The organism is Actinomadura xylanilytica, from assembly GCF_030283145.1.
In the GTDB taxonomy this organism is placed as follows: Bacteria; Actinomycetota; Actinomycetes; order Streptosporangiales; family Streptosporangiaceae; genus Spirillospora; species Spirillospora xylanilytica.
Genome location: NZ_JASNWE010000001.1, coordinates 26,501 through 50,595 on the forward strand (window position 1 = coordinate 26,501; position 24,095 = coordinate 50,595).

General features: G+C 75.2%; 21 protein-coding genes. 5 read left to right on the forward strand and 16 right to left on the reverse strand.

Features of this window, described 5'->3' with window-relative positions:
* Position 1: 1 nt before the first annotated feature.
* The 4 genes from QP090_RS00120 to QP090_RS00135 form a co-directional block, all read right to left on the reverse strand.
* Positions 2–652: an isochorismatase family protein gene (locus QP090_RS00120; protein ID WP_285936325.1), complete on the reverse strand. Its 651-nt coding sequence runs from the start codon at positions 650–652 to the stop codon at positions 2–4.
* Positions 653–662: 10 nt separating this feature from the next.
* Positions 663–2,279 (reverse strand): (2,3-dihydroxybenzoyl)adenylate synthase, encoded by a 1,617-nt coding sequence (locus QP090_RS00125; protein ID WP_285936326.1) that lies wholly within the window; start codon positions 2,277–2,279, stop codon positions 663–665.
* Entirely contained in the window at positions 2,279–3,496 is a 1,218-nt protein-coding gene (gene dhbC, locus QP090_RS00130; protein WP_285936327.1) for an isochorismate synthase DhbC, read from the reverse strand. The genes QP090_RS00125 and dhbC overlap by 1 nt, the downstream gene beginning before the upstream one ends.
* A gap of 72 nt (positions 3,497–3,568) precedes the next feature.
* On the reverse strand, positions 3,569–4,348 hold the full coding sequence (locus QP090_RS00135) for a 2,3-dihydro-2,3-dihydroxybenzoate dehydrogenase (RefSeq protein ID WP_285936328.1): 780 nt from the start codon (positions 4,346–4,348) through the stop codon (positions 3,569–3,571).
* Positions 4,349–4,499: 151 nt separating this feature from the next.
* On the opposite strand from QP090_RS00135, the gene QP090_RS00140 reads away from it, so the two are divergent.
* From QP090_RS00140 to QP090_RS00150, 3 genes are read left to right on the forward strand one after another with little or no spacing between them, the layout of a single operon-like run.
* A complete protein-coding gene (locus QP090_RS00140) occupies positions 4,500–6,683 on the forward strand; it encodes an iron chelate uptake ABC transporter family permease subunit (protein WP_285936329.1) in 2,184 nt (727 codons plus the stop codon).
* A 16-nt stretch (positions 6,684–6,699) separates the two neighbouring features.
* On the forward strand, positions 6,700–7,527 hold the full coding sequence (locus tag QP090_RS00145; RefSeq protein WP_285936330.1) for an ABC transporter ATP-binding protein: 828 nt from the start codon (positions 6,700–6,702) through the stop codon (positions 7,525–7,527).
* On the forward strand, positions 7,524–8,681 hold the full coding sequence (locus tag QP090_RS00150; RefSeq protein ID WP_285936331.1) for an alpha/beta hydrolase-fold protein: 1,158 nt from the start codon (positions 7,524–7,526) through the stop codon (positions 8,679–8,681). Before QP090_RS00145 ends, QP090_RS00150 begins: the two co-directional genes overlap by 4 nt.
* Positions 8,682–8,715: 34 nt before the next feature.
* Here the strand turns inward: QP090_RS00150 and QP090_RS00155 are convergent, their stop codons facing one another.
* The 3 genes from QP090_RS00155 to QP090_RS00165 are packed head-to-tail and all read right to left on the reverse strand — an operon-like array spanning position 8,716 to position 12,062.
* Positions 8,716–10,350 (reverse strand): hypothetical protein, encoded by a 1,635-nt coding sequence (locus tag QP090_RS00155; protein ID WP_285936333.1) that lies wholly within the window; start codon positions 10,348–10,350, stop codon positions 8,716–8,718.
* 60 nt (positions 10,351–10,410) lie between these two features.
* Positions 10,411–11,538 carry a hypothetical protein gene (locus tag QP090_RS00160; protein WP_285936334.1) on the reverse strand — a complete coding sequence of 376 codons (1,128 nt, stop codon included), beginning with the start codon at positions 11,536–11,538 and terminating at the stop codon, positions 10,411–10,413.
* Positions 11,535–12,062, reverse strand: a complete 528-nt coding sequence (locus QP090_RS00165; protein WP_285936335.1) for a sigma-70 family RNA polymerase sigma factor — start codon at positions 12,060–12,062, stop codon at positions 11,535–11,537. Before QP090_RS00165 ends, QP090_RS00160 begins: the two co-directional genes overlap by 4 nt.
* Before the next feature lie 126 nt (positions 12,063–12,188).
* Here QP090_RS00165 and pgm point away from each other — a divergent pair, with 126 nt between their 5' ends.
* Positions 12,189–13,829 (forward strand): phosphoglucomutase (alpha-D-glucose-1,6-bisphosphate-dependent), encoded by a 1,641-nt coding sequence (gene pgm, locus QP090_RS00170; RefSeq protein WP_285936337.1) that lies wholly within the window; start codon positions 12,189–12,191, stop codon positions 13,827–13,829.
* On the opposite strand, the gene QP090_RS00175 is transcribed toward pgm, so the two are convergent.
* From QP090_RS00175 to QP090_RS00185, 3 genes are all read right to left on the reverse strand, one after another.
* On the reverse strand, positions 13,830–14,660 hold the full coding sequence (locus tag QP090_RS00175) for an NAD-dependent protein deacetylase (protein WP_285936338.1): 831 nt from the start codon (positions 14,658–14,660) through the stop codon (positions 13,830–13,832).
* Positions 14,661–14,699: 39 nt separating this feature from the next.
* Positions 14,700–15,500 carry an SAM-dependent methyltransferase gene (locus tag QP090_RS00180; RefSeq protein ID WP_285936340.1) on the reverse strand — a complete coding sequence of 267 codons (801 nt, stop codon included), beginning with the start codon at positions 15,498–15,500 and terminating at the stop codon, positions 14,700–14,702.
* A gap of 82 nt (positions 15,501–15,582) precedes the next feature.
* Positions 15,583–16,020, reverse strand: a complete 438-nt coding sequence (locus tag QP090_RS00185; RefSeq protein WP_285936342.1) for an ATP-binding protein — start codon at positions 16,018–16,020, stop codon at positions 15,583–15,585.
* Positions 16,021–16,250: 230 nt separating this feature from the next.
* Between QP090_RS00185 and QP090_RS00190 the strand changes: the two genes are divergently transcribed.
* Positions 16,251–17,849: an NsdA family TPR-like regulatory protein gene (locus QP090_RS00190; protein ID WP_285936343.1), complete on the forward strand. Its 1,599-nt coding sequence runs from the start codon at positions 16,251–16,253 to the stop codon at positions 17,847–17,849.
* Here the strand turns inward: QP090_RS00190 and mnhG are convergent.
* From mnhG to QP090_RS00220, 6 genes are read right to left on the reverse strand one after another with little or no spacing between them, the layout of a single operon-like run.
* Entirely contained in the window at positions 17,837–18,163 is a 327-nt protein-coding gene (gene mnhG, locus QP090_RS00195) for a monovalent cation/H(+) antiporter subunit G (protein WP_285936344.1), read from the reverse strand. The two genes, QP090_RS00190 and mnhG, sit on opposite strands and share 13 nt — an antisense overlap.
* Entirely contained in the window at positions 18,160–18,429 is a 270-nt protein-coding gene (locus QP090_RS00200) for an MrpF/PhaF family protein (protein WP_285936345.1), read from the reverse strand. Before QP090_RS00200 ends, mnhG begins: the two co-directional genes overlap by 4 nt.
* The gene (locus QP090_RS00205) at positions 18,426–18,989 is read right to left on the reverse strand and encodes a Na+/H+ antiporter subunit E (protein WP_285936346.1); all 564 of its coding nucleotides are present in this window, start codon (positions 18,987–18,989) and stop codon (positions 18,426–18,428) included. Before QP090_RS00205 ends, QP090_RS00200 begins: the two co-directional genes overlap by 4 nt.
* Positions 18,986–20,506 carry a Na+/H+ antiporter subunit D gene (locus QP090_RS00210; protein WP_285938533.1) on the reverse strand — a complete coding sequence of 507 codons (1,521 nt, stop codon included), beginning with the start codon at positions 20,504–20,506 and terminating at the stop codon, positions 18,986–18,988. Before QP090_RS00210 ends, QP090_RS00205 begins: the two co-directional genes overlap by 4 nt.
* A 26-nt stretch (positions 20,507–20,532) precedes the next feature.
* Positions 20,533–21,093, reverse strand: a complete 561-nt coding sequence (locus QP090_RS00215) for a Na(+)/H(+) antiporter subunit C (protein WP_285936347.1) — start codon at positions 21,091–21,093, stop codon at positions 20,533–20,535.
* Positions 21,090–23,945, reverse strand: a complete 2,856-nt coding sequence (locus tag QP090_RS00220) for a Na+/H+ antiporter subunit A (protein WP_285936348.1) — start codon at positions 23,943–23,945, stop codon at positions 21,090–21,092. Before QP090_RS00220 ends, QP090_RS00215 begins: the two co-directional genes overlap by 4 nt.
* Positions 23,946–24,095 lie beyond the last annotated feature (150 nt).

A 24,095-nucleotide genomic window follows, 5' to 3' on the forward strand; every position in this document is an offset into this window, starting at 1 on the left:
TTCAGGCGGTGCCGGCGGCGACGCCGCTCAGGGCGTCCGCGAGGCGGGCGGTGGTCGTCGTGGTCGCGCAGCGCTGCGCGGCGTAGGTGAGGGCGGCGCGGTGGTGGCCGGCGGAGAAGTCGGCGACGGCGTCGGCGACGAAGAACGGCTGGACGTCGCGCGAGAACGCCTCGACCGCGGTGGTCTGGCAGCCGATGTGCGCGTACACGCCGGTGACGATGAGCTGGTCCCGTCCGGCGGGCAGGAGCAGATCGGCCAGGTCGGTCCGGACGAACGCGCTGTAGCGCCACTTGGTGAGGACGGTGTCGTCCTCACCGGGCGCGAGCTCGTCGACGATGCCGCGCTCGCGGGCGGTGGGGCCGATGCCGTCGCCCCAGAAGTCCCGCAACAGGCCGCGCTGCTCGCGGGTCTGCGCGCCGGGCTGCGCGGAGTACACGACGGGGACGCCGGTGGCGGCGGCGACGGCGCGGAGCCGGGCGATGTTCTTTAGCAGGGCGGGCAGCGGGTCTCCGGCGTAGGCGTCCAAGAAGTAGTTCTGCATGTCGTGGACGAGCAGGACGGCGCGGCGCGGGTCGGGCGTCCAGCGCACCCGGGGCTCGGGCAGGTCGTGCTCGGCGGGCATCGGGTACGGGGCGATGGCGGGGATGGCCATGGGCCGGCTCCTATCGAGGGGGCGGGATGGACGGGCCGCGGGCGAGCCCGCGGGCGAGGGCGGCGCGCAGGTCACGCTTGCTGACCTTGCCGACGCCGGTGTGCGGGAAGCGCTCGGTGAACTCGATCCGGTCGGGGATCTTGTACGCGGCGATGCCGCGCCCGCGCAGGAACGCCTTGAGCTCGGGGGCCCGAGGCGGCGCGCCGCGCGGGATCACCACGGCGCAGGTGCGCTCGCCGAGCAGCGCGTCGGGGACGGCGACCACGGCGGCGTCGTGCACCGCGGGATGGGCCAGGAGGTGGTTCTCGACCTCCTCCGCGGCGATCTTCTCGCCGCCGCGGTTGATCTGGTCCTTGGCGCGGCCCTCGACGATCAGGTGCCCGTCCGCGGTGCGGCGGACGACGTCGCCGGTGCGGTAGAAGCCGTCCGGGGTGAACGCGGCGGCGTTGTGCGCCTCGGCCCGGTAGTAGCCGCGGATCGTGTACGGGCCGCGGGTGAGGAGGTGCCCGGTCTCCCCCGGCCCGACGTCGCGGTCCGCGGCGTCGACGACGCGGACCTCGTCGGCCGGGGAGATGGGCCGTCCCTGGGTGCCGACGCGCACGTCCTCGGGGTCGTCCAGCCGGGTGTAGTTGACCAGGCCCTCGGCCATCCCGAAGACCTGCTGGACGGCGCAGCCGAGGGCGCCGCGCACGCGGGCGGCGGCCTCGGCGCCGAACTTGGCGCCGCCGACCTGGAGCACCCGCAGCGACGACAGGTCGTGCCGGGCGGCCCGCGCCGCCTCCATCCAGACCAGCGCGAGCGGCGGGACGAGCCCGGTGATCGTGACGCCCTCCCGCTCGATCAGCGGGAAGGCCGCGTCCGGGCCGGGCCGCGGCGCCATCACGACCTTCGCTCCGGCGGCGAGCGCGCCGAACACGCCGGGCGAGCTCATCGGGAAGTTGTGCGCGACCGGCAGCGCGCACAGGTAGACGCTCTCGGGGGTGAGGCCGCAGATCTCGGCGCTGGCGCGGAAGCTGTAGAGGTAGTCGTCGTGGGTGCGCGGGATGAGCTTGGGCGTCCCGGTCGTCCCGCCGGAGAGCTGCATCAGCGCCACGTCGGACGGGTCGGGGCCGGGCAGTCCCACCGGGTCGGCGTCCAGGTCGGCAAGCGCGGTGAACTCCTGCGCCTCGCCCGCGACGATGACGCGGCGGGCCTTCAGCTCGCGGGCCAGGGCGCGGTGGTCGAAGCCCGCGTGCCGGTCGGGGACGATGTAGGCGGCGGCCCCGGCGTGCTCCAGGAAGTAGCCGATCTCGGCGGCGCGGTGCGAGGGCAGCGCGAAGACCGGGATCGCGCCGAGCCGGAACAGCGCGAAGCAGACCGCGAGGAACTCCGGGACGTTCGGGAGCTGGACGACGACCCGGTCGCGGTCGCCGATCCCGAGGCCGCGCAGCCCGGCGGCGAGGCGGTCGGCGCGCCGGTCCAGTTCGGCGTAGGTCCAGCGGGCCTCGCCGCCGACGACGGCCGCGCGGTCGCCGTGCTCGGCCGCCGCGTCCCGCAGCAGCGTGCCGAGCGTCCGGCCGCGCCAGTACCCGGCCGCGCGGTAGCGGGCGGCGTACTCCTGCGGCCAGGGGACGGCACCGGGCAGCATCAGGCCGTCGCCTCCATGTCCCCGGCGTCGTCCAGGCCGAGGGCGCGCAGCAGGGTGCGGAACTTGGCGGCCGTCTCGGCCAGCTCGCCGGCGGGTTCGGAGCCCGGCACGATCCCGGCGCCGGCGAACAGCCGCAGCACGCGGCCCTGGGCCTCGGCGCAGCGGATGGTGACCGCCCACTCGCCGTCGCCGGACGCGTCGCACCAGCCGACGGCGCCGCCGTAGAAGCCGCGGTCGAAGGGCTCGAGCTCGGCGATGACGGCGCGGGCGGCGGGGGCGGGGGTGCCGCAGACGGCGGGGGTCGGGTGGAGCGCGACGGCGAGGTCGAGCGCGGTGACGCGCGGGTCGGCGAGGCGCCCGGTGACGCGGGTGCCGAGGTGCCACATGGTGTCGGTGCGGACCAGCGCGGGCCGGGACGGGACGTCGAGCCGCGGGCAGTACGGGCGCAGGGCGCGGGCGACGGCGTCCACCACGAGGGCGTGCTCGTGCAGGTCCTTGGCCGACTCCAGCAGCGCGGCGGCGCGGCGCTCGTCCTCGGCGGGGTCGGCGCTGCGGGCGGCGGACCCGGCGAGCGGATGCGAGACGACCTCGGACCCGCGCCGGGAGACCAGAAGCTCGGGGCTCGCGCCGAGCAGCGTGCGGTTCCCGGGGTGCCCCGCGACGGTCACGGCGTAGAGGTGGCCGTGCGGGTCGCCCGCGGCGAGGTTGCGCAGGAGGCGGGCGGCGTCGACCCGTCCGGCGGCGGTGAGGTGCAGTGCCCGTGCGAGGACGACCTTCTGGAGGCCGCCGCCGGCGAGCCGGCCGAGCGCCTTCGCCACGGCGCGCTCGTACTCGGCCGGTTCGGGAAGCGACCGGATCGTGACGCGCGGGACGGGCGGCGGCTTGTGGTCGTGCCCGAAGCGGGCGGGCGGCGCGCCGGTGGCGGGCCCGGTCCGCTGCACGGTGGCGGGGACGAACAGCCGCGCGGGCGCGTCGGGCCGGAAGGGCAGGGCGCCGACCACGATCGGGTCGCGGTGTCCCGACCGGGCCGCCGTGCCGAGGGCGCTCGCGGCCCGTCCGGGCAGGGTGCGCGGGGCGTGCGGGGCGGCGGGGACGTCGGCCCAGGTGCCCTGGGCGAGGAGGGTGCGTTCGGGCGAGGAGAAGAAGAACGAGGATCCCGGCCGGTAGTCGGTCAGCAGCCCGGCCGCGTCGGTGGCGACACCGTGGGCGGTGGTCATGGGGCAAACGGCCCTTTCGCTCGGGGACGGAGGTCCGGGTTCGCTCGGGGACGGAGGTCCCCGGGGGGGCGGTCAGCCGCGCAGGGAGGCGCCGCCGTCGACGTAGAGGTCGTGCAGGGTGATGTGCCGGGCCCGGTCCGACACCAGGAACCGGACGGCGTCGGCGACGTCGGCGGGATCGGCGACGCGGCCGAGCGGGATGCCCGTCCGGTAGGCGGCGGGGTCGCCCTCGACGGCCGAGCGGACGCCTTCGGCCGGGTCGGCCCACAGGTCGCGCTGCATGGCGGTGTCGGTGGAGCCGGGCGAGACGATGTTGCAGCGGATGCCGTGCTCGGCCAGCTCCAGCCCGAGGCACTTGGTGTACTGCACCGCGGCGGCCTTGGACGCGGCGTAGGCGGCGAGCTGAGTGCGGGGTACCCGGGCGGCGTTGGAGGCGACGGTGACGATCACGCCCGCGCGGCGCGGCACCATCCTGCGGGCGACGGCGCGGCAGGTGTGGAGGACGCCGCCCGCGTTGACCGCGAGGGTCGCGGCCCAGTCGGCGTCGGTCACCTCCAGCGCGGGGCCGGGACGCAGGATCCCGGCCGCGTTGACCAGGACGCCGATCGGGCCGAGCTCGCGTTCGGCGCGTCCGGTGAGGTCCTCGACGGCGGCGGGGTCGGACACGTCGGCCGGGCAGGCCAGCGCGGGGCCGGGGAGCCCGGCCGCGACCGCCGCGGCGCCGGCCGCGTCGACGTCGACGACCGCGACGCGGGCGCCGGCCTCGGCGAGGGCGCGGGCGACGGCGGCGCCGATGCCCCGGGCCGCCCCGGTCACCACGGCGGTCCTGCCCTCGATCCCGGTGCGGTCCATGCGGCTCCTCGCTCGGCGGCGAACTGACTTAGGCAAACCTAACTTAGGGATGCCTTGCCTAAATTCGCGGATCGGGCGGCGGCCGTCAACCCCCGGCCGCGGGTGATCGTCATCACTGGGGTTCGAAGGAAAGTTAGGTTAGCCTTCCCTCATGTCTTCGTCGTCCGCCGTGTCCGCCGCGCCCCGGGCGACGCCCCCGGCGCCCGCCGCGCGGCCGTCCCGCACCGGCGGCCCGCGGGTGCTCGCGGTGCTCGGGGGCCTCGCCGCGCTGGTCGCCGCGCTCGCGCTGGTCTCGCTGCTGGTGGGCGCCGGCGACACCCGTCCGGGCCAGGTGATCGGCTACCTGCTCGGCCGGGCGGACGCCCGCGACGACGGGCGGCTCCACACCGTCGTGGCCACCCTGCGGCTGCCGCGCACGCTCGCGGGCCTCGCCCTCGGAGCGGCGCTCGGGCTGGCGGGCGCGCTGCTCCAGGCCGCCACCCGCAACCCGCTCGCCGAGACCGGCCTCCTCGGGGTGAACGGCGGCGCGGCGCTCGGCGTGGTCGTCGGCATCTCCGCCTTCGGCGCCGGAGCGGGCTTCGGTTACGTCCCCTGGGCGCTCGGCGGCGCCCTCGCCGCCAGCCTGCTGGTGCTCGTGCTGGCCGGCGCGGGCCGCGCCGGCGCCTCGCCGCTGCGGCTGGTGCTTGCCGGCGCCGCGATCACCTGCACCGTCGGCGGCCTGATCAACTTCATCGTGCTCGGGTCGGGCCGGACCTACGACGAGTACCGGTTCTGGGTGCTGGGCTCGCTGGCCGGCGTCACGGCCGAATCCCTCACCGGCGTGCTGCCCGTGCTGGCCCTCGGCGCGCTGGCGGCGCTGCCCGCGATCCGCCCGCTGTCGGCGCTGTCGCTCGGCGACGACGCCGCCCGCGCGCTCGGGCACCGCCCCGCGGTCACCCGCGTGACCGTCGCGGTCGCGGTGACGCTGCTGGCCGCCGGGTCGGTCGCGCTCGCCGGGCCGCTGACCTTCCTCGGCCTGGTCGCCGGGTACGCGGCGCGGCGGCTGATGGGCCCCCGGACCAGGGCGCAGCTCGCCGCCGCCGCCCTGGTCGGCCCGGCGGTGCTGGTCGCCGCCGACGTCGTCGCCCGGGTCCTGATCAAACCGTTCGAGACGTCGGTGGCGCTGGTCCTGGCACTGATCGGCGGGCCGCTGCTGATCGTGATGGTGCGCTCAAGGAACGTGCTGCTGCTCGGCACCTCCGGCGACCTCTCCGGCTCCGGCGGCGCGTCCCGCACGGCGCCCGGGGCGCGCCGCGCACGGCGGGCGGCCGGGCCGGGCGACAGCCTCGTCCTGCGGAGCGGCGGCCGGTCGGTGCTGATCCCGCGCCGCGGGGCGCTCGCGGTGCTCGGGCTGGCTGCGCTGACCGCGCTCGTCCTCGCCGGGTGCGTGGTCCTCGGCTCCTCGGTCCTGTCCCCCGCGGACGCGCTCGGCGCGCTGTTCGGCCGGGGCAGCCGCGCGGCCGTGCTGATGGTCCGGGAGTTCGGCCTGCCCCGGATCGTCGCGGGGATGCTGGTCGGCGCGGCGCTCGGCGCCGCCGGCTGCCTGACCCAGACGCTGGCCCGCAACCGGCTGGCCACCCCCGACTTCCTCGGCGTGAACGAGGGCGCGACGCTCTCGGTCCTGCTCGCCCTGGCGGGCGGCGCCGGCGGCCTCGGCGCGTGGTGGTCGGGGCCGCTCGGGGCGCTGCTGGCCGCCGGGCTCGTCCTGCTGCTGTCGGGCGGGACGGGCGCGCGGGGCTACCGGGTGCTGGTGGTCGGCCTGGCCGTGGCCGCGATCCTGCGCTCGCTGGTCGAGCTGCTGCTGGCCAAGAAGGACCTCGATCTCGCGGAGGCGATGTTCACCTGGAGCGTCGGCAGCCTGAACGGCCGCGGCTACTCCTCGGCCGCCGCGCTCGCCGCCGGGCTCGCCGTGCTGCTCCCGCTCGCGCTGCTCGGCGGGCGGCGGCTGCGGCTGCTGCGCTTCGGCGAGGACGTGGTGCGGGTGCTCGGCACCGATCCCGGCCGGACCCGGCTGCTGGTACTGGCCACCGCGACCGCGCTGGCCGGCCTCGCCGTCGGCGTCGGCGGCCCGATCGGCTTCATCGCGCTCAGCGCCCCCGTCGTCGCCGCCCGCCTGACCGGGCCCGCCCGGGTGCCGCTGGTCGCGTCCGCGCTGGTCGGGGCGGTGTTCGTCGCGCTCGCCGACACCATCGGCCGGACCGTGATGGGCGACACCGAGGTCCCGGCCGGGGCGATCGCCGGCATCGTCGCCGGCCCCTTCCTGCTGTACGTGCTGCTGCGCGAGCAGCGCGCCTGACCGACGAGGAGCGTCCGTGGAACTGGTGGTCGAGGGGGTCCGGTCCGGCTATCCCGGGCTGGTCGCCGTGGACGGCGTCGACCTGCGGGTCCCGCCGGGACAGGTGGTCGCGATCGTCGGCCCGAACGGCTGCGGCAAGTCCACACTGCTGCGCGGCATGGCCCGCCTGCACCGGCCGCTGGCGGGACGGATCACCGTCGGCGGCCACGACGTCTGGAAGCTGCGGCCCCGGCAGGCCGCCCACCACATCACCCTGCTCCCCCAGGCGCCGGTCGCGCCCGAGGGCATCACGGTCGCCGGGCTCGTCGCCTACGGCCGGCACCCGCACCAGGGGCTGTTCCGCCAGTGGTCGCGGGGCGACGAGCGGATCGCGGCCGAGGCGATGGCCGCCACCGGCGTGACCGGCCTCGCGGGCCGCCGCGTCGACCGGCTGTCGGGCGGGCAGCGGCAGCGCTGCTGGCTGGCGATGGTGCTGGCGCAGCAGACGCCGGTGACGCTGCTCGACGAGCCGACCAGCGCGCTCGACCTCGGCCACCAGGTGGAGGTCCTCGGGCTGGTGCGGTCGGTGGCGGGCGGGGGCCGCACCGTGGTCATGGTGCTGCACGACATCGCCTCCGCCGCCCGCTACGCCGACGTGCTGGTGGCGATGCGGGACGGGAAGGTCGTCGCCTCCGGCCCGCCGAAGGACGTCGTCGACTCCGCGCTGATCCGCGCCCTCTACGACGTCGACGCCGACATCCTCAGCGCCCCCGGCGACGGCGCGCCCGTCGTCGTCCCGTCCACGGCCCCGAAAGCGAACGCGAACGCGAACGCGAACGCCGTGACCGTGGTCTCGGCGAAGTGACCGGGCCGTCCGGCGAGCAGATCGAGCCGTTCAAGCCCTTGGAGGTCCTGAGCGGACCGCCTCCGGAGGCGCGGCCCGGGACGGGCCCGCCGGTCCGCGACCTGGGCGGCGGGCACCACGCCGTGACGTTCCTCTGGCAGGGGGACGCGGCGCAGGTCCTGGTGCTGGTCAACACGGTCTCGGAGGGGCAGCGCCACGATCCCGGGCCGATGCTGATGGAGCGGCTCCCGGGCAACGGCGGATGGCACCGCACGTTCCGGTTCCCCTCCGATCTGCGCGCCACCTACCAGTTCCACCCGTCCGACGGCCCGGTCGACACCGCCGACCCGGAGTCCTGGGCGCGGGTGAGGCGCGGCGCGGTGCCCGACCCGCTCAACCCCGAGACGCTCCCGTCCTGGATCCCGGGCGTCACGACCTCGGTGCTGGAGCTGCCCGGCGCTCCCCCGCAGCCGTGGCGGGACGCCCGGCCGGGCGTCCCGCGCGGGACCGTCACCGCGCACCTGGTCCCGAGCGCCGCCCTCGGCACCGCGCGCACCGTGCACGTGTACGTCCCGGCGGGGCCGGTGGAGTCGCCCGACCTGCTCGTCCTGCTCGACGGCGGGCTGTGGGCGGAGACCGTGCCGATCGCGCCGACGCTCGACAACCTGATCGCCGAGGGCCTCGTCCCGCCGATGGTCGCGCTGATGCCCGCCTCCGGCGACGCCGCCGTGCGCGACGCCGAACTCGGCGGCGACGAGCCGTTCCTGGCCTTCCTCACCGGCGAGCTTCCGCGCTGGGCGCCGCGGCACTGGCCGGTGACCGCCGATCCGGCCCGGTCGACCATCGCGGGACAGAGTCTCGGCGGGCTGACGGCCGCCGCCGCGGCGCTGCGCGCACCCGGCCGGTTCGGAAACGTCCTCGCGCAGTCCGGCGCGTTCTGGCTGGACGGCGAGGCGCTCACCCGCGCCTCCGCGGGTTCGCCCCCGCCGCGCGTGCGGTTCTACCTGGAGGTCGGACGGAACGAATGGCGGCTGCGGCCCGCCGTCCGGCGGTTCCGCGACATGCTCCGCGCCCACGGCCGCGACGTCGCGTTCACCGAGTACGGCGGCGGTCACGACCTCGCCTGCTGGCGCGGCGGCCTGGCCGACGGGCTCCTCGCACTCGCACACCGCTGACCCCGTCCCCCGGACGTCCGCCCGGGGCGCCGCGTCACGGCGTGGCCTCGGCGGCGGCGCCCAGCAGTTCGGGCAGGGACCCGGCGAATCCGTCCTCCAGCAGCTTCAGCGCCGCCATCCACGCCTCGGGCCGTCCGGACAGGTTCGCGTGCACGTGCTCGGCCAGCCGCCGCAGCACGCGGGGATCGGGCGGCGCGGCGCCGGACGCGGCCAGGATCGCGTCGGTGTCGGCCTCGGCCAACACCTCGTCGGCGGTCATGCCCCGGTCGCCGCGCGCACGGAGCACCGCGGCGAGCCTCGGGCCGTAGACGGCCCCCGGATGCCAGTGCGCGGGCCGCCGCGGGTCGCGCAGGCGGCGCCGCGTCCCCGCCCCGGTCTCGTCGACGAAGAAGGGGTCCAGCTCGACGTCGCCCGCCAGGCCGACCAGCGTCCGCACCGCCGCGAGGCCGCGCAGCCCGGGCAGCCACAGCGCGCCGGTCACGCTCTCCAGCAGCTCCTCCGGCACGATCTCGACGACGTCCTGCGGGGTCAGCGTGCCCGCGGCGAGCCCGTTGCCGACGACCTTGGTCACCACCGGGGTGCCCGGCCGGGGGCTCTGCCCGCACAGGTCGGCGAGCACCCGCGGGACCGGATCGCTCAGGAAGACGGCGAGCTCGGGATGGTCGGCCACGACCGCCCGCACCAGCTCCAGCGGGACGTCGGCGCGCTGCGCCATGATCTTGGCGGCGAAGCGCGGGAGCGCGCCGTCGGCGGCGCGGCGGCGCGGCTCGTCCGCCAGCACCGCGGCCCAGTCCACCCGGGGCACGGCCGGGTTGCGGCGGTCCACCCGGGTGCGGACCAGCCGGGTGTCCTCCCAGCGGGTGGACCGGGCGTCGGAGTCGGACATCTCACCTATGGAGCGGAGCATCTCGGGCTTGCGGACCCGCTCGGACAGCTCGCGCAGCCGCCGCTCCCCCTCCGCGCCGGCGAGCGCGTCCCGCGCGTAGTCCAGCACGCTCGGCTCCCGCTCGTGCGGCCCCCACCGGTACGCGGGCAGGCGGCCCTCGTCCACCAGCGCGCGCAGCTCGTCGCGCAGGCCCGCGTCCAGCATCGTCCGGCACGCCCGCGCGGCGCCGTGCGGGTCGGCGCCCGCGCCGAGGAAGCGCAGGGCCCGCGCCGCGAGTCCCGCGTCCGCCGCGTGCAGCAGCGCGTGGTCGGGTCCGAGGGAGGCCCGGTCGCCCGGACCGGGCACCTCGCGCAGCCCCTCGGGGAGCGGCACCGGCGTGACGCCGTCCCGCCGCGAGGTCTGGTGGGCGAGCTGCCTGCGCAGGTTGCGCGGGACGTCGGTCCGGCCCGGGGCGGCCATCAGCCGCTCGTTCACCACGGGATCGTCCAGGTCCAGGAGCCGCCCGAGCAGCACCGGCCAGCTCCCCGGACGGAGCGCCTGCACGACCAGCCAGCCGAGGTGCTCCTTGTCGCCGCGGCGCAGCATGGCCTCGGCGACCACCCGGTTGGGCATCCCGTAGCTGTTCAGCGACTGGCGGGCGCGGACGGAGGGGATCTGGCCGAGCAGCGCGTCCGCCTCGTGCGGAGTGGCGAACCGCAGCAGCCCGGCGGTGCAGCCGCCGATGTCGGCGGCCCGGGTCCTGAGCTGGTGGGCCTTGGGAAGGCCGGCAGGCTTGGGGGTCACGAGCCGATACCGTACGGAATCCAGGGGCCCGGAACCATCTTCGCCACATCATCGGCCGCGTCACCAGGCCAAAGAGTGCGGTTCGCCCTCCGGAACCGGGAATCGCTCCGCCCGCGCCGTCCCGATGTCGATCCGGTGGCCCCACCCGTTGGAGACCAGCAGCAGCCTCCGGCCGGACGCGTCGCGGACCAGCACGGTGAAGTTCCAGACGGTGTTGGTGGAGCTGTCGCCGTGGCGCTGCTCGAACAGCACGCGGAGCTGGCGCCCGGAGGCGGCGTCGACCTCGATCAGCCGGGTCCACGACGGGCCGCCGTCCTCGGCCGGCTGCGCCGCGATCACGTACACCTTGGAGCCGTCCGCGCCGAGCACCGGCGTGGTCAGCTGGCCGAGTCCCCGCTCGGCGACCGGACGGGAGGCCTTCAGCAGGTCGTGTCCGGCGGCGGCGTCCAGGATCCGGAGCTCGGTGCGGCCCCCGCGGAAGGTGGCGGCGAACCCCAGGCGGGCCCCGTCCGCCGACCAGCTCAGGCTTTCGGCGCCGATGAGCGCGGAGCTCTGGAACACCTCCCGGTGCCCGCCGGCGAGGGTGACCACGTGGATCTCGATGTGGTCGGCGACGGCGGTCTTCCTCGGGCCCGCCTTGACGTAGGCCAGGCGCGTCCCGTCGGGCGATACGGCCACCCCGTCGACGACCGGCAGGTCCACGCCTGCGACGGGGTCCAGCCGCCAGGACGCGCCGGTGGAGGGACGGAGCCGGTACAGGAGCGAACCGGCGGCGTCCCCTCGCGACCCGACCAGGTAGAAGGAGCTCCCGTCGGCCGTCGCGGCGGCGGCCGACCATTCGGTCCCCTCCGGGGCGGGCGCCACGTGCACGACCTCCCCGGTCGCCGAGTCCCGTACCGCTGCGCCGTTGCCCGCGGGCCCGGCGCCCTGCGCCGTCAGCGAGACGAAGTACCGGCCGGACGCGCCGGCCGGTGACACCGGCTTCGGGGCGGCCGGGGAGCGCAGCGACGCCGCGGTGAAGACGCCCGCGACGACGACCAGCAGGACCGCCGCCATCGTGGCCGGCACCAGCCAGCCGGAGAACCGCCGGCGCCCGCGCGCCGCCGGGACGCGGGCGCGTTCGGTTCCGTGCACGAGTTCGGCGACGCCGTTCAGCGCGTCGCGGAGCTGTTCCTCTGTCCTGGTCATTCTTGGTTCCCCAGCAGACGTGCGAGTGCGGTCAGGGCCCTGGCGGCGGTGGTGCGGACGGTGACCTCGGCGATGCCCATCGCCTCGGCGATCTCGGCGTCGCCCAGGTCGAGGTAGTAGCGCAGGACGAGGACCTCGCGGCGCCGCCGCGGCAGCTTCTGCAGCGCCTCCATCACCCCGCGCCGCTCCTCGCCGACGAGCACCTCCGACTCCGCCGACCAGACCGGCGGCTCGTGGACGATCCCGAGCCGCCGCGCGATCGACCGGCGCCGCAGCACCGACCGGCAGCCGTTCAGCACCGAGGCGCGGGCGTAGGCCGGCGCCTTGCGCTCGTCGTCCAGCCCCGACCAGCGGCGGTGCAGCCCGATGAAGGCGTCCTGCACCACGTCCTCGGCCGTCGCCTCGTCGCCGACCATCAGCACCGCGAGCCTGAGCAGCTTCAGCCGGTTGTCGTGGAAGAGGGCGGCCACGCCGTCCCGGGGGTCGCCGGGCGGGTCGGCCACCTCTGTTTCAAGTCCGTCCATGTCCTATAGACGGTCGGGACGCCGCGATGTTGCTCGCCGCGGCCGGTCTTCCGCCGGGCGGGGCGCGCGGTCCGGGGGCGGGCGGTCATCCTGGAGGCACACCGATCGAGAACCTGAGGAGGCTTCATGGTGGACGCGCGCGCCGGGCAGCCCGCCCTTCCGTCCGACCTCGTGGACGTGCCGCGGCTGGTCACCGCGTACTACAGCCTGCGCCCCGACCCCGCCGTGGCGGCGCAGCGCGTCGCGTTCGGCACGTCCGGGCACCGCGGGTCGGCGTTCGACACGGCCTTCAACGAGGACCACATCGCCGCGACCGCCCAGGCGATCTGCGAGTACCGGACGGCTCAAGGGATCGACGGCCCGCTGTTCCTCGGCGCCGACCCGCACGCGCTGTCGGCGCCCGCGCAGGCGACGGCGCTGGAGGTGTTCGCGGGCAACGGCGTCCGGGTGCTGATCGACGCGCGGGACGGGTACACCCCCACCCCGGCGCTCTCGCACGCGGTCCTCGGCCACAACCGGGGCCGCGCCACCGGGCTCGCCGACGGCGTGGTCATCACCCCGTCGCACAACCCGCCCCGGGACGGCGGGTTCAAGTACAACCCGCCGGACGGCGGCCCGGCCGGCACCGAGGCCACCTCGTGGATCCAGGACCGGGCCAACACGATCATCGAGGGCGGGCTGAAGGCGGTCCGGCGCGTCCCGTACGCGCGGGCGCTCGCCGCCGACACCACCGGCCGCCACGACTTCCTCGCCGGCTACGTGGACGACCTCCCGTCGGTGCTCGACCTGGACGTGATCCGCTCCGCCGGGGTCCGGATCGGCGCCGACCCGCTCGGCGGCGCGAGCGTCGCCTACTGGGGCGAGATCGCCGAACGGCACCGGCTCGACCTGACCGTCGTCAACCCCGCGACCGACCCCACCTGGCGGTTCATGACCCTGGACTGGGACGGCCGGATCCGGATGGACTGCTCGTCGCCGCACGCGATGGCGTCCCTGATCGAGAACCGGTCGTCCTACGACGTGTCCACCGGCAACGACGCCGACGCCGACCGGCACGGCGTCGTCACCCCGGACGCGGGGCTGATGAACCCCAACCACTTCCTCGCCGCCGCGATCGCCTACCTGTACGGGCACCGCCCCGGCTGGCCCGCCGGCGCGGGCGTCGGCAAGACCCTGGTGAGCAGCGGCATGATCGACCGGGTGGCGGCCGGGCTCGGCCGCGACCTGGTCGAGGTCCCGGTCGGCTTCAAGTGGTTCGTCCCGGGCCTGCTGGAGGGCTCGCTCGCGTTCGGCGGCGAGGAGAGCGCGGGCGCCGCGTTCCTGCGCCGCGACGGCTCGCCCTGGACCACCGACAAGGACGGGCTCATCCTGGCCCTGCTCGCCGCCGAGATCACCGCGGTGACCGGCGAGTCGCCGAGCCGCCTGTACGCCGGGCTCGCCGAGCGGTACGGCGACCCCGCCTACGCCCGCGTGGACGCCCCCGCCACCCCGGCGGAGAAGGCCGTCCTCAAGAGGCTGGCCGCCGATCAGGTCACCGCCCGCGACCTGGCCGGGGAGCCGATCACCGCCGTCCTCACCGAGGCGCCCGGCAACGGCGCCCCGATCGGCGGGCTGAAGGTCGCGACGGAGTCGGCGTGGTTCGCCGCCCGGCCGTCCGGCACCGAGGACGTCTACAAGATCTACGCCGAGTCGTTCCGGGGGCCCGAGCACCTGGCGGCCGTCCAGGAGGAGGCCCGGGACCTGGTCGCCTCCGCCCTGGCGGGCTAGCTAGGGCAGCGCCGCGACCAGGCCGGTCAGGGCCTTGCCGAGGGGGACGTCCAGGTTCAGCCGGGCGAGGTCGTCGCCGCGGGTCGGCCCGCGGTTGACGATGACCACCGGGATGCCGGCCCCGGCGGCCCGCCGGACGAACCGGAGCCCGGACATCACCGTCAGCGACGACCCGAGCACCAGCAGCACCCCGGCCCGCTCGGTCAGCGCGTAGCAGTCGCGGACGCGCGGCGGCGGCACGTTCTCGCCGAAGAAGATCACGTCGGGCTTGAGCGGGCCGCCGCACCGCTCGCACGGGACGACCCGGAACGACTCGACCTGATCGTCGTCCAGCACGGCGTCGCCGTCGGGGTTGATCATGTCGGCCTGCGCGTCCCAGCCCGGGTTGGCCTCACGCAGCCGCCGGTCGAGCCGGTCGCGCGGCGTCCGCTCACCGCAGGACAGGCACAGCACCCGGTCGAGGCCGCCGTGCAGCTCGATCACCTCGCGGGCCCCGGCGGCCTGGTGCAGGCCGTCGACGTTCTGGGTGATGATCCCGTCCACCAGCCCGCGGGCCTGGAGCTCGGCGACGGCGCGATGCCCGTCGTTGGGCGCGGCCCGCGCGATGTGCCGCCACCCGAGATGGCTGCGCGCCCAGTACCGCCGGCGGGCCGCCTCGCCGCCGACGAACGCCTGGTAGGTCATCGGCTCGGCCCGCCGCCTGCGCCCGGTCTCGCCCCGGTAGTCGGGGATCCCCGACTCCGTCGACAGCCCGGCGCCGCTCAGCACCACCACACCGCCGCCCGCGACGAGGTCCGCCAGCGAGGCGCCCGCGTCAATGGCCTGTGTCACCCTTCCATACTGCCCGAAACGGCCCGGTGCCCGAACCCGTCAGGGCTTGCGGGCCACCCCGCCGTACATGTGCACATGCTCGTCCGGAACCGCTGCGGCCTGCTCGTCGGGCCGCCAGTGGTTGACCAGCACGATGCCCGGATCGAGCAGCTCATAGCCATCGAACAGGTGTTCGACTTCGGTCCGGTTCCGCGCCCGCGTGGGGATGCCGCCCGCGTTGTAGCCGGCCACGCCGCTCTCGACCTCCTCGGGCGCACTATCGGCCGTCACCGTCGACAGCGCCAGCACGCTGCCGGATGCCAGCGGCTCCATCAGCCTGTCGATCACGCCCTTGGCCACCGCGTCGTCCACGACGAACTGGAGGATGGCGAACAGGCTCAGCGCCACCGGCAGGCCCAGGTCCAGCGTCCCCTTCAACTCGGGGGACGACAGGATCGCCTCGGGGTCGCGGAAGTCGGCGTCGAGGTAGGTCGTCCGGCCCCCCGGCGAGCTGGTCAGCAGCGCACGCGCGTGCACGAGGACGATCGGGTCGTTGTCGACGTAGACGATCCGCGCGTCCGGCGCGACGCCCTGCACGACCTCGTGCAGGTTGGGCGCGGTGGGCAGCCCGGTCCCGATGTCGAGGAACTGCCGGAACCCGTGCTCGGCGGCCAGGAACCCGGTCGCGCGGCGCATGAAGTGCCGGTTGGCCCGCATCGACTTCGGCAGGTTGATCCAGTCCTTGACGATGTTCCCGGCGGCGCCCCGGTCGGCGGGGTAGTTGTCCTTCCCGCCCAGCAGGTAGTCGTAGATCCGAGCCGAGTGAGGAACGTCGGTCCTCAAGTCCACTGCGTCCGCCACGCCGGTCTCCCCCCTGAAAGATCGTTCCATTCGATCTTAGAGTTGCAGCACCTACAAAACCCCACGTTGCCGACGTTCAGCGTCACCGAAGCAAAAGAGCCCACACCACGCGTCCCCCTCCGGGCAGCGGGCACGACCCGTGCGAACGCGCCAGCTCGCGCACCCCGAGGAGGCCGCGGCCGTTCTCGGCGAGCTCTTCCGGCCCGTCCGGAACCCCCGGCACCCCGCCGCCGCCGTCGTCGAACACGCACACCCGCACCACGAACGGCGACCGCGCCACCTCCACCGCGAACGTCCCGTCCGGCAGCCCGGAGCGCGAGTGCACGACCGCGTTGCCCGCCAGCTCCCCCGCGATCCAGACCGCGTCGTCGCACACCGGGTCGGCCGCGAGCAGGGACCCCACGAACCGCCGCGCCTCGCCCACCTGCGCCGCGACTCCCGGGAAGGCGCGCCGCCAGCACAGCAGCCGGTTCATGGTCACGCCGGGGGCCTCCAGCAGACCGGTCTGGTGCGGGCACATCGTCGCCTCCGTCGGCTCGGTTCTCGTGGAGGTACGACGGTTTCGCACCCGCCCACCTGCGGCGACCCCCCGCTTCCCGGCCACGACCTCCCCGCGGGCCAAGCCTCTGACCTGCACGAACAGTGCCCGTCTCGGGCACGCCTCCCCACTCGGGCCGATCTCCGGCCAACATCCGTCTCGCTCCGTGCACGCGGTTGTACGATCCGTGCACGACCATCGAGGGAGCCGCCATGACCTCCGAAGGCCACACCACGCAAAGGCACTGCCGCCGCAAGGCGGAGGCGCTGGGAGCACGCGGCTTCACCGTCGAGCAGATCGCCGTGATCCTCGCGCTCGACCACCCCTCGTTCAGTCCGCTGCGCGTCTACCGCTGCGCGGCCGGCCTGACCGCCCGCACTGCCGCCGACCTCTACAACCAGGCCGACCCCGCCGGGACGGCCTCGCTGCGCGAGTCGCGGCTGTACGACTTCGAGGCGTGGCCCGATCACGGCAGGCGTCCGCCCGCCTGGACGCTGTGCCTCCTCGCCCGCGTGTACGGGACCGCCACCCGCAACCTGATCACCACCGAGGTGTACGCCTCGTACCCGCCGAAGGAGCAGGAGGTCGTCGACGCCGCCGTCCCGGGGGTTGCGTCCGGCCGTTCGCGTGTCAGCATGGAACGGTCACGCGAGGGCAGGGCCGACGCCCTCCCCTGGGATCAGGACCCGGGTCCGGCCACGTCCGCCCCGTCCCCGCAGGCGACCGTGGAACTCTTCCACGCGCTCAGCGGTATGGAGGCGGACGTGAAGCGACGGGACCTGCTCTTCCAGCTCGCCCTGGCCCTCGGCGGCACCGCCGCCCTCCCCCTCCTCCGGCGGCTGCCGCCCGCCGAGACCGAGCGCCTGGCCCGCGTCGTCACTCAATCCGGCCGGGTCGACGCCCAGACCGTCACCACCATCGAGACCCTCATCGCCCACTGCCGCCAGCTCGACGACACCCACGGCCCGGAGAAGGTCATCGCGGTCATCGACGCCCAGCGCGCAGTGGTCGGCGACCTGCTCGCCAAGGGCGGCATGCCGGAGGCACTCCGAGAGCGGCTGATCTCGGTGTACGCGAATCTGTCGCATCTCTCCGGCTGGCAGCACTTCGACCTGCTCGACCACGCGGGCGCGGCGACCCGCTATGACGACGGCCTGCGCGCGGCCCACGAACTGTCGGACGCGACGCTCATCGCACACCTCCACGGATCCATCGCCAACATGGCCGAGTACCGAGGCCAAGTGCCTCGGGCGCTGGACCACGCGTACGCCGCGCAGGGCTGGGTGCGGAGCAGCACCAGCCCCCTTCAGCAGGGCACCACGGCGCTGATGCTGGCGAGGGTGCTCGCCTCAGCGGGCAAGGAGAAGACCGGCGCGAGCCTCCGGGCCATGGCACGGGCGACCGAGGTGGCCGACCGCATCCGCTCGGAGAAGGGCCCGGCACACCTGTACTGGTGGACGCCCGAGCGCGTGCAGCATCACGCGGTCTTCTGTCACGCTCGGCTGGGCCGTCACGACGAGGCGCTCGGCACCGCGGAACACACGCTTCCCACCCTCAAGCGCACATGTCCGCGCGAGTACGCGTTCGCCCAGCTCGAATGCGCGGGAGTCCTCATCCAGAAGCGCGAGATCGACTCCGCGGCCGGACGGATACTGGCTGGCATGGAGGTCACATCCGTGCACAGCTCGGCACGCCTGGTGCGCAGCGTCCTCAAGACCCGTGAACAACTGGAGCCCTGGGCGGGGTCGCGGCATGTGCGGGAGGTCGACGAGCGGCTGCGCGGGCTGGGGCTGGTGGGTCAGTCCTCCTGAGGTTCCAGGGCGGCGTTGAGGTCGTCCTGGTAGAGGCGGTCCCGAGCGACCTGGCCGGTTCGGTAGGCGGCGCGTCCGACCATGTGGGCGGCAATCGGGACGGTGACGAGCTGGAGCGCCATCACCAGGACCAGGGTGGTGATGACCGAGGCGGACGGAAAGTGGATGCCGACCGCGATGAGGACCAGCAGGAGGCCCACCGCCTGCGGTTTGGTGGCGGCGTGCATGCGGGTCAGCAGGTCGGGCAGGCGGAGCAGGCCGAGGCCGGCGCCGAGGGACGCGGTGGCGCCGAGCAGCAGGCAGAGCGCGGTCACGCGTCCTCCTCGTTCCGGTAGACCAGGAACCTGGCGATCGAGGCCGAGCCCACGAACCCGATCAGCGACAGGGCCAGCAGCGTCGGGAGCACCCAGGGGTCCTCGGCGGCGATCGCCTCGACGCCGAGACCGGCCATGATGACGGCCGCCAGCACGTCCAGGGCCACGGCGCGGTCGAGCATCGTCGGGCCGCGCACCAGGCGGGCCAGGGTGAGCGCGGCGGCGACGCCGAGGGCGGCGGTCGCGACGGCGATGACGATCGTCATGGGGTCTCCTCCGAGATCGCCCGCAGGTCCTCGCGGGTGCCGAACGCGCGGACGACCCGCGTCTCCAGCTTGAGCACGTCCTGGCGGGCCTTGGCCACGGCGGCGTCGTGGTCGGCGCCGAGGACGTGCAGGAACAGGGTGGACGTGCCGCGCCGGACGTCCACGACGAGGGTTCCGGGGACGGCCGACAACGCGATGGCCATGGCGGTGAGGATCAGGTCCGAACGGGTGCGCAGCGTCACGCCGACCACGGAGCTGACCACGTCGCGGTCGGCCGAGCCGAACGCCTGCCAGGTGAGCGGCCCGGCGCTGCGCAGCAGGTCGGCGGCGAAGCGCGCGAAGAACCGGACGAGGCCGAGCGGGTGCAGCCGCAGGCCCGGGTCGAGCGGCGGGAACGGGAAGACCAGCACCAGCGCCAGCGCGACGGCGAGGCCGGACAGCAGGTTCGCGATGGAGATCCGGTCCCACATGAGCTGCCAGATCGCGACCAGCCAGACGACCAGGGGCAACTGCACCACCCGGCGCCCGATCCGCAGGCTGAACGGCGGCAGTTCGCTCATGACGGCCCTCCCGGTTCTTGTGGCCGTACGGCCTGGATGTAGCCGGCGGGGCTGAGGAGCTCGGCGGCGGCGCGTTCGGTCAGTGAGACGAGGGGGCCGCCGGCGGCGGTGTAGGCCAGGCTCAGCGCAAGGAGCGCGACGGTCGCGCCGACCATGGCGGCGGGCAGCCGGACCGACGGCGGTGCGGCCCCTTCGTCCTCGGCCTCGGCGGACGTGCCGGGCATCTCGGCGGGTACGCGCCAGAACGCCTGGTTCCAGACCTTCACCAGCGCGTAGAGGGTCAGCAGGCTGGTGCCGACCGCCGTGACGACCAGGACGTCGGCGAACGCGCCGCCGTCGGCCAGGCCGGCCTGGAGCAGCCCGAGCTTGCCGAGGAACCCCGACAGCGGCGGGACGCCCCCGAGGTTCATCGCCGGGACGAAGAACAGCAGGCCGATCAGCGGCGCGGTGCGGGCGAGGCCGCCGAGCCGGTGCAGGGAGGTACTGCCGCCGCGCCGCTCGATCAGCCCGGCGACCAGGAACAGCGTGGTCTGGATGGTGATGTGGTGCAGGACGTAGAAGACGGTGGCGGCCAGCGCGGCGGCCGAGCCCAGCGCCACCCCGAAGATCATGTAGCCGATGTGGCTGACCAGGGTGAACGACAGCAGCCGCTTGATGTCGACCTGGACCAGCGCGCCGAGCACGCCGACGACCATGCTGAGCAGCGCGGCGGCGAGCAGCAGGGGCCGGGTGGCGTGGCCGGGGAACAGCAGCGTCTCGGCCCGGATGAAGCCGTAGATGCCGATCTTGGTGAGCAGCCCGGCGAACACCGCGGTCACCGGCGCGGGCGCGGTGGGATAGGAGTCGGGCAGCCACATCGACAGCGGGAACACCGCGGCCTTGATGCCGAACGCGGTCAGCAGCATCAGCTCGGCGAGCAGGGTGATCCCGGACGGCAGCGCCTGGAACCGCTCGGCGAGCTGCGCCATGTTGACCGTCCCGGCCGCCGCGTAGATCACCCCTATCGCGATCAGGAACAGCATCGAGGACAGCAGCGCGACCATGATGTAGGTGGTGCCGGCGCGGACCCGGGCGGCGGTGCCGCCGAGGGTGATCAGCACGTAGCTGGCCATCAGCATGATCTCGAAGCCGACGAACAGGTTGAACAGGTCGCCGGCCAGGAACGCGTCCGCGACGCCGGCGACCAGCAGCAGGTAGGTCGGGTGGAACACCGACAGCGGGGTGCGGCGGTCGGCGTCGGCCACGTCCTGGCCGATGGCGTAGACCATGACGCACAGGGTGACCGCGGCCGACACCGTCAGCATCACCGCCGACAGCCGGTCGGCGACCAGGGTGACGCCGAGCGGCGCGGGCCAGGCGCCGACCTGGACGGTCTGCGGGCCGAACCGGTCGGCCCGCACCAGCAGGACGACGGCGACGGAGAGCACCGCGGCGAGCACCGTCACGCTGATCACGCGCTGGAGCCCGGGGTGCCGCGGACCGAGGGTGATCTTGACGCCGGCGGCGAGCAGCGGCATCAGGACGGGCAGCGGGAGCAGCTGGTTCACCGGTCGGACCCGCTCTCGTCGTCGCCGTCGTCGAGGTCGCCTGGGTCGTCGACCGCGCGGCGCTCGCGTTCGGCCCGGATGCCCGCGCGCAGCTCGCGGCGGGCGCCGCGGATCTGGCCGCGCTGCTCGCGGGACCACTCGCGGAACTCGCGGCGCCGGGCGCGGACCTGGGTGCGCAGCTCGTGCCGGCCGCGGGTGACGCGGCGGTCCTCGATGTCGTCGCGGACGTCGTCGTCGTCGCTGTCGCCGAGCCGGCCGGACCGGTAGGCGATGGCGAGGGCGAACGCGGCGGTGCCGAGCGCGATCACGATCGCGGTGAGGATCATCGCCTGCGGCACCGGGTCGTTCATCGGCCGCCGGTCCGCGCCGGGCGGCACGCCGTGCAGGATGGGCGCGCGGCCGGCCGGGCCGCCGCCGGTGAGGATCAGCAGGTTCACCCCGTTGCCGAGCACGAGCATCCCGACGACCAGCCGGCTCAGGCTGCGCTCCAGCACCAGCGCGACGCCTGCGGCGACGAGGGCGCCCCCGGCGGCGGCGAGCACGACGGTCCCGCTCACCCGGCCTCCTCCGTCCCGGCCTGCCGGTCGACCTCGGCGCCGAGCGCGCTGAGGACGTCCAGCATCAGCCCGATGACGATCAGGTAGACGCCGGCGTCGAACAGCAGCGAGGTGGCCAGGTGGACGTGGCCGAGCAGCGGAACGTGCGGGTCCCAGCCGCCGCTCTCCAGGATCGCCGAGCCCCACAGCGGCCCGCAGAACGCGGTGCCCGCCGTGATGATCAGCCCGACGCCGAGGAGCCGGCCGACGTCGACCGGCGCGGCCTCGGCCAGCTCGAACGGGCCGCCGGCCAGGTAGCGCACGACGAGCGCGAGCCCGGCCACGATCCCGCCCACGAACCCGCCGCCCGGCGCGGAGTGCGCGGTGAACAGCAGGTACAGCGAGAACAGCAGGACGGTGTGGAAGGTCAGCCGGGCGACGACCTCGAAGACGATCGACCGGCGCTCGGCGGCGAGGGTCGGTCCGGCCGCGAGCCAGTCCCGCCCGCGCGGGGACGGCTCGCCGCGGAACGCCGCGTCCACCGAGGTCATCCCCGCGACCGCCCACACCGCGGTGCCGGACGCGGCGTCGGCGGCGCGCGGCGGCACGGACGCGCGCCGCCGGGCGAAGACCATGCTGGTGACGCCGAGCGCCGCGAGCGCGATCACCGAGCTCTCGCCGAGCGTGTCCCAGGCCCGGATGTCGACCAGGACGGTGGCGACGATGTTGGAGCCGCCCGCCTTCTCCGCCGCGCCGGGGAACCCGGCGGCGATCGGGACCGCCCGCCGGGCCTGGGCGGCGAGCAGGGTGGCGCCGGTGGCGAGGAGCCCGATGAGGAGCCCGATCGCCACGTGCAGGCGGTAGCGGGACTTGGGCCGCGTGCGGGGGAAGCCGACCGGCAGGCGGCGCAGCACGAGCACGAACACCACCAGGCTCGCGGTCTCCATCAGGAGCTGGGTGAGCGCGAGGTCGGGGGCGCCCTGGAGGACGAACAGGGTCGCGACGCCGTAGCCGGACGCCCCGGCGAGCACGACGGTCTGGGCCCGGCCGTGGGCCCGCGCCGCCGCGACGGCCGCGGCCACGGTCAGCACCGCGACCATCGCCTGCGCGGGGCCGTCCCACAGCCGCCAGGGCGCGGGGGTCGGCCAGGGCCGTCCGAGCAGGATCGCCGAGCCGGTGAGGCCCGCCGCGGTCAGCAGGATGACCACGAGGTAGCCGGGCAGCGATCCGCGCTGGACGGCGCCGGTCACTTGCAGCGCGAGATGGTTCAGCGACCGCATGAGCCCGGCGTACACGTCGGCGGGCTCGACGAACACGATCCGCCGCTGGAGCCGGACGACGACGCGTCCGGCGAAGAACAGCCCGGCGCCGACCAGCAGCGAGACGGCGGTCAGCAGCAGCGCCTCGCCGAACCCGTGCCAGGCCGACAGGTGGTAGCCGCCGTGACCGTCGGCCGGGTACGCGGCGGCCTCCCTGGAGAGGGGCGCGTCCAGCGGGGCGGCGAGCAACCCGAGGGCGACGCCGGCCAGCGCGAGGACGACCGGGGGGGCCAGCAGCAACGCCTCGATCCTGTACGCGGAGAGTTCGTCCGCCCCGTGCTTGCGCGCGAACGCGCCCCACAGGAACCGCAGGCTGTAGGCGGCGGTGAAGGCCGAGCCGAGGACCAGGACCCCGAGGAGCACCGGGCGGCCCCCGATGAACGCCTCGTAGGCCGCCTCCTTCCCCGCGAACCCGAGCGTCGCGGGGACGCCCGCCATGGACGCCGCCGCCACGATCGACGTGCCGCACAGGACCGGGGCGGCCCGGCCCAGACCCGACAGCCGCCGCAGGTCGCGGGTCCCGGTGGCGTGGTCGATGATGCCGACCACCATGAACAGCGCCGCCTTGAACAGCGCGTGCGCGAGCAGCACCGTCACTCCGGCGAGCGCGGCGTCGCGGGTGCCCGCGCCGACCAGGACGACCATGAATCCGAGCTGGCTGACGGTGCCGTAGGCGAGCAGCAGCTTGAGGTCGTGCTCGCGCAGTGCGCGCCAGCCCGCCAGGACCATGGTGAGCGCGCCGAGGACCAGCACGACGGGCCGCCAGACGGCGGCGCCCGCGAACGCGGGCGCGAACCGCGCGACCAGGTACACGCCCGCCTTCACCATCGCCGCGGCGTGTAGGTACGCGCTCACCGGGGTCGGGGCGGCCATCGCGGCGGGCAGCCACAGCCCGAACGGGACCAGCGCCGACTTCGACAGCGCGCCGATCAGGATCAGCGCCAGCGCCACCCCGACGGCGGTGCCGCCCGGCGGCCGGGCCAGGATCTCCGAGAGCCGGTAGGTGCCCGCGGCCCGGCCGAGCATGATCAGCCCGACCAGCATGGCCAGCCCGCCGAAGGTGGTGACGATGATCGCCTGCGTCGCGGCCCGGCGGGCGGCGGCGCGCGCGGAGTCGAACCCGATGAGCAGGTAGGAGAAGACCGTGGTCAGCTCCCAGAACACGTACAGCAGGATCAGGTCGTCGGCGAGGACGAGCCCGAGCATCGCGGCGGCGAACGCGAGGAGCTGCCCCGCGAACCCGCCCAGCCCCCGCTCGGCGGCCTCGAAGTACCGGGCGCAGTAGGCCACGATGAGCGCGCCGACGCCGCCGACGATGAGCACCATCATCCAGGCGAGTGGATCGGCCCGCAGCGCCAGTTCCAGGTGCAGGCCGGGGATCCAGGCGTGCGACTCGGCGCGCGGCGCGGCGCCGTCCAGCCAGGGCGGCAGCGCCCAGACCGCCGCCGCCGCGGGCACCAGGGCGAGCGGCAGGAACGCGTTGCGGCCGAGCCCCCGGACGAGGAGTGGAGCCACCGCCGCGGCCGCGCAGTGCACGGCGAACAACAGGAGCATGACTCCCCAGCGAGATCGATCGATGACCGCCCGTCACGTTAACCATGGCGCGGCGGACCGGCGCGCGCCACGGCGCTGACACGCGGGATTTGGTGATCCGCTGGAAGAGTCCGGCCCCGGCACTGGCCAGGCAGGACGGGCGCATCAGGC

Coding starts and splice junctions, on each gene's coding strand:
- QP090_RS00165 (WP_285936335.1), bottom strand. CDS start 12,062: ATGGACGGACTTGAAACAGAGGTGGCCGACCCGCCCGGCGACCCCCGG.
- QP090_RS00220 (WP_285936348.1), bottom strand. CDS start 23,945: ATGCTCCTGTTGTTCGCCGTGCACTGCGCGGCCGCGGCGGTGGCTCCA.
- QP090_RS00185 (WP_285936342.1), bottom strand. CDS start 16,020: ATGTGCCCGCACCAGACCGGTCTGCTGGAGGCCCCCGGCGTGACCATG.
- QP090_RS00160 (WP_285936334.1), bottom strand. CDS start 11,538: ATGACCAGGACAGAGGAACAGCTCCGCGACGCGCTGAACGGCGTCGCC.
- QP090_RS00140 (WP_285936329.1), top strand. CDS start 4,500: ATGTCTTCGTCGTCCGCCGTGTCCGCCGCGCCCCGGGCGACGCCCCCG.
- pgm (WP_285936337.1), top strand. CDS start 12,189: ATGGTGGACGCGCGCGCCGGGCAGCCCGCCCTTCCGTCCGACCTCGTG.
- QP090_RS00200 (WP_285936345.1), bottom strand. CDS start 18,429: ATGACGATCGTCATCGCCGTCGCGACCGCCGCCCTCGGCGTCGCCGCC.
- QP090_RS00190 (WP_285936343.1), top strand. CDS start 16,251: ATGACCTCCGAAGGCCACACCACGCAAAGGCACTGCCGCCGCAAGGCG.
- QP090_RS00125 (WP_285936326.1), bottom strand. CDS start 2,279: ATGCTGCCCGGTGCCGTCCCCTGGCCGCAGGAGTACGCCGCCCGCTAC.
- dhbC (WP_285936327.1), bottom strand. CDS start 3,496: ATGACCACCGCCCACGGTGTCGCCACCGACGCGGCCGGGCTGCTGACC.
- QP090_RS00205 (WP_285936346.1), bottom strand. CDS start 18,989: ATGAGCGAACTGCCGCCGTTCAGCCTGCGGATCGGGCGCCGGGTGGTG.
- QP090_RS00210 (WP_285938533.1), bottom strand. CDS start 20,506: ATGCCGCTGCTCGCCGCCGGCGTCAAGATCACCCTCGGTCCGCGGCAC.
- QP090_RS00135 (WP_285936328.1), bottom strand. CDS start 4,348: ATGGACCGCACCGGGATCGAGGGCAGGACCGCCGTGGTGACCGGGGCG.
- QP090_RS00120 (WP_285936325.1), bottom strand. CDS start 652: ATGGCCATCCCCGCCATCGCCCCGTACCCGATGCCCGCCGAGCACGAC.